Origin of the sequence: Virgisporangium ochraceum, assembly GCF_016863655.1 — a bacterium.
Taxonomy (GTDB): Bacteria; Actinomycetota; Actinomycetes; order Mycobacteriales; family Micromonosporaceae; genus Virgisporangium; species Virgisporangium ochraceum.
Map to the genome: position 1 here is coordinate 38,778 of NZ_BOPH01000104.1, position 12,548 is coordinate 51,325.

Here is a 12,548-nt window from a genome sequence, read left to right on the forward strand (position 1 = left end):
GATGTGACCCCAAAGGAGCACACGCTCTGGACGCTGCAGCACCTGGCGCCGGACGTGGCCGTCAGCAATCTTCCGGTCGCGGTCCGCGTGCCGGGCCGTCTCCGGTGGTGGCCGTTGCGAGCGGCGGTCAACCACCTGGTGATGCGCCACCCGGCGCTGCGTACCGCCTTTCCCGCGGTGGGCCACGTTCCGACGAAGGTGGTCCTCGACGAGCAGGCGTGCGATGTCGAAGTGGACGTCTTCGACACGTCCGAGGCCGCCCTCGCCGACGAGTTGCGACGGTACGCCGCCCGCCCTTTCGACCCGGCCGCCGCACCCCTCCTACGGGCCGGTCACTTTCTCTGTCCGGACGGCGACGTGGTCTGTCTCGTGGTGCACCACCTGGTGTTCGACGCCACGTCCGAAGGAATTCTCGTCCGCGAGCTGGCCGCTCTCTACACCGGCTTCGCCGACTCCGAGGAGCCGCCCGCAGAACTCGGGGCCACGGCGGGCCGGTACGTCGAACGCCCCGTCACGCAGGAGAGCCTCGCGTACTGGAACCGCGAGCTGCAGGGCGTCGACCGATCGGCGATGCAGCTCGGCATCGGCCGGCCGGAACCCGCAGACCCGACCTTCACGGGTTCCCGGCTGACACACGTGCTGTCCGATGCGTCCCATCGGGGGCTCACACAGCTGGCGCGTGATCTCAGGGCCACCGACAACATCGTGGCGCTGGCCGCGTTCTGTCTGCTCCTGCGACTTCACGGTGCCGGATCGGATCTCGTCGTCGGCGTTCCGATCGACATACGTGACTCCACCGGAAGCGACAGCATCGGATACCACGTCAACACGCTCGCACTCCGGATCGACATGTCCACCGCGACGACCTTCCGTGATCTGGTCGCACACACCCGCGATCGCATGCTCACGGCGCTGTCCCACGCGGACGCACCGTTCGACGTACTCATGCCCGAGCTGGACCGGGCCGGTTTCGGCTGGCGGACCCCCCTGTTCCGTCACATGTTCAACTTCCGCCCCGCGGTGACGCGTCGCGTCGAGATCGGCGGCATGCCTGCGACGCTGATCGCGGTCGACAAGGGACTGAGCCGGCTCGATCTGGAGTTCGCCGTCTTCCACGAGAAGGGCGGCACCGGAATCACCGTCGTGTACAGCACGGAGTTGCATCACGCCGACGATGTCCAGGCGTTGGTGGACAGGTACGACGCGCTCCTGCGTGCGGTGGCGCTCGACCCCGGGCAGCCTCTGGACGACTCCGTCCGGTGGAGTGAACGCGACCGACGGACCGTGACGACCGCCAACGACACCCGTCGCCACACGCGGTGGAGCACTGTCGGTTCGGCCTTCGCGGCACAGTGTGCCCGCAGATCGGACGCGGTGGCGATCCGGTCCGGCTCCACCGACGTCACCTACCGGGAACTGGCGACAGCGGCCCGGTTCCTGGCCGGCCGGCTGACGGACGCCGGGGTCCTCGCCGACGATGTCGTCGCCGTGTCCCTGCCGCGCGGCCCGGAGCTGGCGGCGACCGCGCTCGCGGTCTGGTCGGTGGGCGCGGCCTACCTGCCGCTGGATCCCGGGCACCCACCGTCGCGGCTCGCGTTCCAGATCTCCGACTCCGGCGCCTCGCTTCTGGTCACAGACCGCGAGCCGCCTGAGGACGTCGCCGCGGTCTGCACCACGGTGATCCGCGCATCCGGGCCGTCGGGCCGCGTTCCGGCCGAAACTGCGGACGTCGTCCCCGCGCCGGCGGCGCCGGTGAAGCGGGAGTCGCTGGCGTACATCATCTACACGTCGGGGTCGACGGGCACCCCGAAGGGCGTCGAGATCACGCACGGCAATCTCGCCAACGTGGTGTCCCACTTCGCCGACGAGCTCGACGCACGAGCGGGCGAATCATGCCTGTGGATGACCACCTTCGCCTTCGACATCTCCGCTCTCGAACTGTTCCTGCCGCTCACCGTCGGCGCCCGGGTCGTCGTCGCCCCCGACGACGCCCGTAGCGACCCGGCGGTCCTTTCCGCACTGGTGAGGGACGAGGATGTCGGTATCCTCCAGGGCACACCGACGACCTGGCGCATGCTGGCCGGCGAGGCCGGCGGATGTCTGAAGGGGCGGCGGGTGCTGTGCGGCGGGGAGCCGCTGCCGCCGGTGCTGTCGGCCGCTCTGGTCGGCACCGGGTGCACCCTCTGGAACGTCTACGGGCCGACCGAGACGACGATCTGGTCCACGTCGAGCCGCATCGAGGCGGCCGACGGCGACGTGGTGCACGTGGGACGGCCGATCGCCAACACCCGCATCCTCGTCCTCGACGGGACGGGACGCGAACAGCCACCGGGCCTGCCCGGCGAGGTGTGCATCGCCGGGGACGGGGTCGCCGCCGGCTACCGGCGCCGGCCCGAACTCACGACGGAGCGGTTCCACACGGACCCCGTCCACGGCAGGTACTACCGGACAGGTGATCTCGGCCGGTGGCGGCACGACGGCGCCGTCGAGCTGACCGGCCGGGACGACCGGCAGGTGAAGCTGCGCGCGCACCGGATCGAACTGGACGAGGTCGAGGCGGTACTCGAACAGCACGCCGGCGTCCGGTCCGCGGCGGTCGTCCTGGTCGGCGATCCGACGTCCGACGGGCACCTCGTCGCGTTCCTCCGGTCGTCGCCGCGACCCGGTCTCGTCGAGGACGTCTGGGAACACGCGGCGCGGCTGCTCCCCCGCTACTCCGTGCCGAGCCGGTTCGTCGTGCTGGGGCAGTTCCCCCTGACGGCGAACGGCAAGATCGACCATCGCGAGCTGACGCGCATGGCCCAGCGGCGGACCTGGCCGGACGAGGCCGGCGGAGCGTCCCCCGCCACCCCCGACGACCTCACCCACCAGCTGCTCGAACTCTGGTGCCAGTTGCTGGGGCGTGCGGACCTCGGACCGGAGGCCAACTTCTTCGTCAACGGTGGCCATTCGTTGTCGGCGGCGCAACTGGTGACGCGGATCTCCCGTCTCACCGGTCGGCCGACCTCGCTGTCGACGCTGTTCGAGGCGCCGACACCGGTGGCACTTGCGCGCGTGCTGGCCGCGTCACCGGTCGCCGGCACGGTGCGTTCATGAGCGATGACGCTACCGCTCCGATCGCACCGACGCTGCGCGGTGACAGGGTTGCGATGCCGGCGCCGTTCGGTCTTCCCGGGCTGTTCCGTGACGTCGCGCTGTCCCGGCCCGACCGGATCGCCTGCGAGGACTCCGACCGCCGGCTGACGTTCCGACAACTGGACGCGCGGAGCGACGTGCTGGCGGATCGAGTTCTCGCCGCGACGGACGGGCGGTCGGGCGCCGTGGCGCTCGTCATGCCGCGCGGGGTGGACCTGCTCGTGGCGCTCGTGGGGATTCTGAAGGCACGCTGCTGGTACGTACCCCTCGGCGTGGAGGAGCCGGCGCGGCGCGTCGCCGAGATGGTCACCGCCGCGCAGCCACTGGCCGTGCTGACGGACGACAGGGAACTGGTCGCACCGCTCGCCTCGCGTCCCCGGATCGCGGTGCCGGCCGACGACCACGGCGCGGCCGGTCCGCGCGCGCTTCCGCCGGTCGGCGCCGACCACCCCGTGTACGTCATGTTCACGTCCGGTTCCAGCGGCACTCCCAAGGGTGTGCTCCAGGGCAGTGATGCTCTGTGCAACCGTCTGGTCTGGATGGCGCGCCACTACGGTGTCGGCCCGGACGACGCCGTGCTGCAGAAGACGCCGTACACGTTCGACGTCTCGGGGTGGGAGCTCTACCTGCCCCTGATCACCGGTGCACGGTGCGTGCTGGCGCCCGAGGGCGACCATCGTGACCCGGCGGCGCTGGCCCGCTTCGTCCGCGGACGCCACGTCACGATCTGCCACTTCGTGCCATCCATGCTCGACGAGGTTCTGCGCTACGCTCCCGAGCTTCTCGACGCGCCGCTACGGGACATCGTCTGCAGCGGCGAATCCCTGTCCGCGGGCACCGTCGCACGGGTACGCGCCCGGACCGGAGCGCGTCTGCACAATCTCTACGGTCCCACCGAGGCGGCCATCGACGTGACGCACTGGACCGTACCCACCGCTTGGACCCCGGACCGGCCGATCCTGATCGGGACGCCGATCGACAACACCGACCTGTACGTCCTCGACGAGCGGACCGGGCGGCCGGCGGACTCGGGAGAGCTGTGGATCGGGGGCATGCCGGTCGCGCTGGGCTACGTAGGGGCCACGGACCTGACCGCGTCCGCTTTCCGAACCATCGGCGCCGAACGATGCTACCGGACTGGGGACCTCGTTCGCGTCGTTCCGGGCGCCGGGCTCGAGTACCTCGGCCGGCGCGACGGGCAGGTAAAGGTGCGCGGTGTCCGCGTCGAACCCGGCGAGGTGGAGCACGCGCTCGAACGGCACGAGGCGATCGAGCGGGCAGTGGTCGTCGCCGTGCCCGCGAAGAACGGCCCACGCCTGGCGGCGGCGCTGATCGGCGCGGCGCGCGTTCCCCGTCCGGGCGACGCCGACCTGCGCGATCATCTCCGTACCCGCCTGCCGCCCGCGTTCGTTCCCGCGCAGTTCCTCTGGGTCGACTCGCTGCCGCTCGGCGCCACCGGCAAGGTGGACCGTCGGGCGATCCAGGAGACGCTCGTCCGTGACCACCACCGGCCACCCTGCGACGACGAGGTGGACGAGCTCGCCGCCGGGTGGTGGCGGTTGCTGCGGGCCGACGCCGCAGAACGCGACGAGGACACCGGTTTCGTCAGCCTCGGCGGCCACTCCCTGTCGGCGGTGCGGCTGGCCGCGTGGCTGCGTGGTCATGCGGGGGTGGAGGTCACGCTGGCCGACCTGCTCCGGGACAACCTGTCGCTGGCCGGCCTGCGCCGGCTGGTCGCGCGGACGCTTCCCGACGCTGCCCGGGCCGCGCCCGTCACCGACACCGCGCCCGTCGCCGACACGGCGGTCTCCCGGCTGACACCCGGGCAGCGCCGGCTGTGGCTACTGACCCGGACCCACCCCGACGCCGTGCGGTACAACGTCGTCACCGCGCTCCTGTTGACGGGCCCGATCTCGGTCACCGCCCTCCGCATGTCCCTCGACGACGTCGTCGCCCGCCACGACTCCCTGCGCGCGCGGGTGGTGGAGGACGACACGGGCCACCCGTTCCTGCGCCACGACGCGGGTGTCGAGGTGCCGTTCACCGTCGAGCGCACCGACGCACCGCTGAGCGAGAGCGTGGTGCACGCACACGTCCGGAGCTCGGCCGCCGTCCCGATCCCCCTCGACGACGCGCCGTTGCTACGCGCGGGTCTCCTGACGACGACCGACGACACCGACGGGTGTCTCGTGCTGTCCCTGCACCACCTGGTCGCCGACCAACGCAGCGTGGACATCGTGCTCGCCGATCTCGCCACGGCCTACGCGGCACGATCAGCGGGCCGTGCGCCGCATCTGCCGCCGGCACCCCGGTTCGCCGGTTTCGCCGCGCGGACGGCCGGGGAGAACCGCGGCACCGCCGACGACGTCGGGTACTGGAGGACGGTTCTCGACGGCACCCCGCCCGAGCTGGCACTGCCGTTCTGCCGTGAGGCGGATCCGGTACCGTCGCTGCGCGGCGGGAGCGTCCGACGCGACCTGGGCGCGCAGCGCACGGCCAGCGTCGACGCGTACGCGCGCCGGACGGCGGTCACACCGGCGGCGGTGTTCATGTCCGTCGTCGCCACCGTGCTGTGCGCCTGGTCGGCCCAGCCCTGTGTCGTGATCGGCATCCCTTCCTCCGCGAGGCGCCGGGCGTGCGACGACGACCTGGTCGGGTTCCTGGTGGACACACTGCCGATACGGATCGACACGTGTGCCCAGCAGGACTTCCCGAGCCTGGTCCGGCACGTCCGTGACCGGTACCTGGCCGCCGTCGCGCACAGCGGGCTGCCGTTCCAGGAGATCGTCGCCGCGTGCGACCGGCCGTCCCGACCGCACCGCAATCCGCTGTTCCAGGTCTGGTTCAACGACCTGTCCAACGCGGCGCCACCACCAACGATCCCGGGCATCTCAGTATCGGGTGTCAGCCCGCCGGGCGACACGGCCCTGTTCGACCTGAACTTCTACCTCACCGCGCACGACGGCCGTCTGCGCCTGGAGCTGGTGCACGCATCCGACCGGGTGCCGGCCGACGTGGCGGTGGCGCTGCTGGGGCACTGCGTCGACCTGCTCGACCGGATCCTCGACGGCCGGCCCGTCACCCCGGCCAGCCCCGTCCTGCCGCCGGCCGGTCCGCCCGGCCCCGGTGCGCCGCTCCCCGTCGCGCCAGCCGTCCCGTCCGACCGGCTGGTCGCCCGGGTGCTCGGCTTCGGCGCCACGGCACCCGACGCGATCGCGATCGAAGCCGCGGACCGTTCCTGGACCTACGGCCAGCTCGCCGCGGAGATCGGGACGGTTGCGCAGCGGCTCACCGCGGAGTCGGTGGTGGAGATCCGCGCGGAGCGCAGCGCATACCTGCCGATCGTGCTCCTGGCCGCCTGGCGGGCCGGAGGCGTGCCGGCGCCGGTCGACGCCGCGCTCCCTCCCGCGCGACTCGACGCGCTCCGGACGACGCTCCGTCCCCGGCACGTCGTCCATGCCACGGCGAGCGGTCCGCGGTGGTCCGAGGATCACAGTGACGGGCGGTCGGTGACCGGTGCCAGTCACATCCTCTTCACCTCGGGGACGAGCGGCCGGCCGTCCGCGGTCGTCGTCCCGCACGGCCCCCTGACCGGCGCGCTGGACTGGTACGTCACGCGGTTCCGGCCTTCTGCCGCCGACCGGGTGATGCTCCTCGGCGGACTCGGACACGACCCCGTGCTGCGGGACATCCTGGTGCCGCTGTGTTCCGGCGGCACGTTGGTGGTGCCACCGGCCGGTTCCCTCACCACCCCCCGGCGGCTGCTGGAGTGCGTCGCGCGGCACCGGATCACGCTCGTGCACGCCACGCCGGCGCTGCTGGAGCTGCTCGTGGCGGGCGCCGCCGAACGGCCGGATCTGCGGCTGCCCACCGTGCGGGCGATCGTCGCGGCCGGTGCGCCGCTGACCGTCGGGCTCGTCCGCCGGCTCAGGGACCTCACGCCGGCCGAGATTGTCAACGGCTACGGAACCACCGAGACGCCGCAGATCGCCGCGGCCCATCAGGTTCTCGCGCCGGGCCGGACCGCGCGCCCGCTCGACCGCCTGAGGGCCGAGACGACACTGCCCGTGGGGGTGGGTGTGCCCGGCGTCGAGATGGTGGTCGAGGCCGTTCCCGGCCGGCGTGCCGGAGTCGGCCAGGTCGGTGAGGTCGTCGTCCGCAGCGCGCGCCTGGCGACGGGCTATCTCGACGCCACCGACACCGGTGGGTTCGGGAGCGATCCGTGTGGGCGGCCCGGGGTGCGCGCGTACCGCACGGGCGACCTGGGACGGACGGACCCGTCCGGACTCCTCCACCTCGCCGGACGACGCGACCGGCAGGTGCTCGTCGACGGATTCCGGGTGGCCCTGGAGGAGGTCGAGGCGACCGCGCTCGCGCATCCCGCCGTCCGGCAGGCCACCGCACGGTTGCGGGAAACCCCGGCGGGTGCGGTCATCGCGCTGTGGGTCGCCGTGTCCAGCGCCGACGGGCCGAAGCCCGCGACGCTGCGCCGCCACCTCCGGTCGCTGCTCCCCTCCTACGCCGTTCCGGCGATCGTCACGATCGGCCACAGGTTGCACGTCGACGCCAACCACAAGGTCGTCGCGGACACCGGCACCGACGCGCGGCGCGCCCATCCGTCCCGGGTCGCCACGGCGTCTCCGGCGCTCGAGCACCTCGCCCGGCTGATGCGCGAGGTGCTCGGCACGGACATCGGTCCCGATGACAACTTCTTCGAAGCGGGTCTCACGTCCATCGGTCTGCTCAACCTTCACGCCCGGCTCGGCGAGAGCTTTCGGAGCGGGCTGCCGGTCACCGAACTGTTCACCCACCCCAACCTGCGAAGTCTGGCCGGACTCCTCGATGCCCGCGAGGAGGGCGCCGAACCGTCGCCACCGGGGCGCCGGCCGTCCGCGCCGAGATCGCGGACCGCTGACGAGCGGCGACAGGTCAGGCGATGGATCGAGAGTCAGAGGGAGAAGAGATGACCGATTCCCTGGACCACATCGCTGTCATCGGCATGGCGGGCCGGTTCCCGGGCGCCGGGAACGTCGACGAGTTCTGGTCGGGTCTGCGCCTCGGCCGGGAGGGTGTCCGGACCGCCGGCGACGAGGAGCTCGTCGCGGCCGGCGTGCCGATCGAGGCGCTGCGCGATCCGGCCTACGTGAAGGCCGTCGCCATGGCGCCCGGAATCGACATGTTCGACGCCGAGTTCTTCGGCCTCGCGCCCCGCGAGGCGGCGCTGTGCGACCCGCAGATCCGGCTGTACCTGGAGACCGCACACGCGGCGCTCGAGAACGCCGGGTACGACCCGCACCGGGTGTCGGACGTCGGCGTGTTCGGGTCGGCCGGTGTCAACCGGTACATCGACTCGCACGCGGGACCCGGTGTCGACCGGGTCCGCAGCGCCGCCGGCATGTCCCTCGGCGTCCTCAGCAACTCGGACTACATCGCGACCCTCGTCTCCTACAAGCTCAACCTCCGCGGACCCAGCATGACAGTGCAGACCGCCTGTTCCAGCTCGCTCGTCGCGGTGCAGCTCGCCGCCCGCGCGCTGAACAACGGTGAATGCGTGATCGCGCTGGCCGGGGGCGCCGACGTCGAGTTCCCGGTGGGCCACGGGCACTGGTGGGCGAAGGGCGGCCCGCTGACAAGGGACGGTCATTGCCGGCCGTTCGACGCGAAGGCGAGCGGAACCATCTTCGGCAGCGGCGTGGGCGTCGTCGCGCTCAAGCGCCTGTCCGACGCGTTGGCGGACGGTGACCACATCCGGGCGGTGATACGTGCCGTCGCCATCAACAACGACGGCGCCGACAAGGTCGGGTTCAGCGCACCGGGGGTGACGGGCCAGGCCGACGTGGTCGTCGAGGCACTCACGATCGCGGGTGTGGACCCGGCCCAGGTGTCGCACGTCGAAGCCCACTGCACCGGAACCGAACTCGGCGACCCCATCGAGCTGAGCGCGTTGAACCGCGCCTTCCGCCGGCTCGACGGTGACGGGCTGCGCCAGGGCTCGTGCGCTCTGACGTCGGTGAAGGGCAACGTGGGACACCTCGGCCACGCGTCGGGGGTCACATCGCTCATCAAGGTCGTGCTGTCACTGGAGAACGAGGCGATTCCCCCCACCATCAACTTCTCCGAACCGAACCCGAAGCTGGAGCTCGACGGTTCGCCCTTTTTCATCAACGACACCCTGCGGCCATGGCCGCGCGACCCGGCACGACCCCGGTTCGCCGGCGTCAACTCCCTCGGAATCGGCGGTACCAACGTCCACGCCGTCGTCACGGAGGCGCCCGTCCGGAGCAGCCGGCCCGACGATCGCCGGCCGCGCGTCGTCATCTGGTCCGGCCGTACCCCCGAGGCCGAAAACGCCTACCGGGACGAACTCGGGTCGCATCTCGCCCGGTGCGACGCAACCGCATTCGGCGACACCGTCGACACCCTGCAGCACGGGCGGACCGCGCATGCCGTCCGCGCCGCGCTCGTGGCGAGGGACGCGGACGAGGCGGCCGGTCTCCTGGCCTCCGCCGACACCCTCGTCACCGGGGCGGCGCCGGTCGTCGTACCACCGGCGTTCCTGTTCCCCGGTCAGGGTTCCCAGTTCCCGGCCATGGCCCACGACCTGTACGGTCACGACCCCACGTTCCGCGCCGCCCTCGACGAGTGCTTCGACCTGTTCGACGCCGACGGGGTGTCGGTCCGGGGGGTCTGGTCGTCGGCCACCGACGACGCGGCGCTGCGGGACACCGGTGTCGCGCAGCCGCTGCTGTTCTCGGTCGGGTACGCACTCGCCGCGGTACTGGCGCGGTGGGGCGTGCGACCGACGGCACTGCTGGGTCACAGCATCGGCGAGCTGACCGCGGCCACGGTGGCGGGGGTGTTCGACCTCCCCTGCGCCGTGACGCTCGTGGCGGCGCGGACCCGGGCGATGGCGGCGCTGCCCCGGGGCGCGATGCTGGCTGTCACGGCCACCGAGGACGCGGTCCGGCCGCTGCTGGGGTCCGACGCGTGGGTCGCGGCGGTGAACGCGCGGGACCAGGTGGTGGTCGCGGGCGCCGAGGACGCGCTGGCCGATCTCGCCGGGACCCTGCAGCGATCCGGTGTACCGAACCACCGTCTGTCCACCTCGCACGCCTTCCACACACCGGCGATGGCCGCCGCCCGCGACGACTTCCTCCGCGCGTTCGACGGCGTGACCGCGCGGCCTCCCGGGATCCCGGTCTTCTCCGCCGCGTCGGGCGCACTCATGACACCCGAGGAGGCGATGGATCCGCGGTTCTGGGCCGACCAGTTGACGCAACCGGTCCGGTTCGCCCGGGCGCTCGACGCCCTCGCCGGTCATGCGCGGGTCCGGCCGGTCGAGGTCGGGCCGGGCGCGTCACTGGCGGGTCTGGCCCGCCGGCATCTGGGAACGTGCGAGACGCCGGTCATCATCCTGCCCCGGCCACGCACGGGTACCGCCGACGACCGGACGGCGCTGCGCCGCGCCGTGGCCCGGTTGTGGGTCGATGGGGCGGACATCGATTTCACCGCCGACCTGGACGGGGCCCCGGCCCGACGCACGGTCGTGCCCGGATATCCGTACCGGCGCAAGCGGCACTGGATCACACCGTCCGGCGAACGCCCGGCCGCGCCCGCCGACGACCGGACGACGACCGCCTCCGCCGGTGAGCCGGAGGCGGCGTCTCCCTACTCCACGACCGTGTGGATCGAGACACCCGTCCCCGAACCGCACGACTCCCCCGCGGGCGACGTCGCCCTCGTTCTGCTGCCGGACGACGAGGAACGGGCGACCGATGTCGTCGCCCTGCTGCACGAGGCCGGACTCCGGCCGGTGGCGACGCGCGTCGGCGATCAGTTCTCCAGTGGGGTTCTCGGCTACACCGTGCGGCGCGGCTCGTCCGCCGATCTGGCCCGCGTCCTGTCGGACCTCGCGGCGCGCGGGGAGTACCCCCGGGTGCTGGTGCATGCGCGGGCGGTGGACGACTGGCCCGCGGCGACGACGGAGAACGTCGACGGTCAGGTCGAGGACGGCGTGTACAGCGTCGTCGACCTCGTGCAGGCCGGCGCCAGGGCCGCCGGTGGACACCTGCCGGGGCTTCTGGTCCTCACCGGGCGCGCTGTCGACGTGTCCGGGTCCGAACGGGTGGAACGCGCCAAGGCCGTCCTGCAGCCCCTGGTCCGCACCCTCGCTCTCGAGGAGAGCCGGTCCTCAGCGAAACTCGTGGATGCCACCGACCTCGCGGCCACCTGGTTGGTGGAGGAGGTCCGGAACTGGCACCGCTCCGAGGTCGTCGCCGTGCGCGGCGACCGCAGGTGGGTCCGCTCCGAGCGTCCGTACCGGCCGGCCCACCCGGTCGGTACGCCGATCCGGAGGAACGGCGTGTACCTGATCACCGGTGGTACCGGTGGTCTCGGCCTCGAGGTGGCGGCGGCGCTCGTCGGCACCGGTCTGCGGCCACGGCTGGTTCTCCTGTCCCGCCGGGGAGTCCACGACCGGGACGAGGCTCATGCGCAACGCATCGAGGACGCCCTGTCCCGGATCGTCGCTGCCGGCGGCGTCTACCGGACGCTGTCCTGCGACGTGACGGACGCCCGCGCGGTGCGACGGGCACTCGACGTCGCGACCTCCTCCTTCGGACCGGTCAACGGGGTCTTTCATCTGGCCGGTGTCGCCGGTGACGGAATGATCCAGTTCCGTCGCCGGGACCGGATCGCCGAGGTGCTCGGCCCGAAGGTACGGGGTTCCCTCGCCCTGGAGGAGTCCTTCGCCGGCCGGCCGCAGCCGGACTTCTTCGTGTCGTTCTCCAGCCGGTCGGCCGTCGACGGACTGATCGGTGGCGGCGACTACGCCGCGGCCAACGCGTTCCTCGACGCGACGCCCCCCGATGCCCTTCCGGCGACACGGTTCCTCACCATCAACTGGCCCGCATGGAACACCGTCGGCATGGCCGCCGGTGCCACCGGCGACGGCCCGCCCGACCACCACGGGGCCGACCGGCCACCGTCGGACGCCGACGTGACGCACTGGTCCCTCTCGATCTCGCCCGGAACGTACCCGCCGCTCGACGAACACCGGATCGACGGCCGCGCCGTCCTCCCGGCCACCGCCTACATCGACCTGGTCGTACGTGCCTTCCGCGAGTCCGTCCACCCCGGCGACGACCGGCCGATCCGGCTCACCGACGTCGTCTTCCAGCGGCCCCTCGTGGTCACCGGGACCTGCCGGCTGGAGGTCTCACTGGCGACCGCCGGCGGGACACGGGAGTTCACGGTCCGCTCCTACCTCGATCCCGGGCCGGCCGGACAGGTGCACGTGACGGGTCGGATCGGCCGCGTCGAGGCAAGCGGTGAACGCGTGGATCTGGCAGGCCTGCGTGACCGGCTGCGTCAACCGCGAACGGTAGCCGGCCGCTCCCACCCGAACCGTCTCT

General features: G+C 72.3%; 3 protein-coding genes. All 3 read left to right on the top strand.

All coding sequences use genetic code 11. The annotated features are described in order from the left end of the window. The first annotated feature begins 3 nt into the window (after positions 1-3). Complete coding sequence (locus tag Voc01_RS38120) at positions 4-3,096, top strand: non-ribosomal peptide synthetase (RefSeq protein ID WP_203932552.1); 3,093 nt, start codon at positions 4-6, stop codon at positions 3,094-3,096. Further along, positions 3,093-8,102 (top strand): non-ribosomal peptide synthetase, encoded by a 5,010-nt coding sequence (locus tag Voc01_RS38125; RefSeq protein ID WP_203932553.1) that lies wholly within the window; start codon positions 3,093-3,095, stop codon positions 8,100-8,102. The genes Voc01_RS38120 and Voc01_RS38125 overlap by 4 nt, the downstream gene beginning before the upstream one ends. Further along, positions 8,099-12,548 (top strand): type I polyketide synthase (locus Voc01_RS38130; RefSeq protein WP_203932554.1); only part of this gene is annotated, 4,450 nt, incomplete at its 3' end. The genes Voc01_RS38125 and Voc01_RS38130, both read left to right, overlap by 4 nt.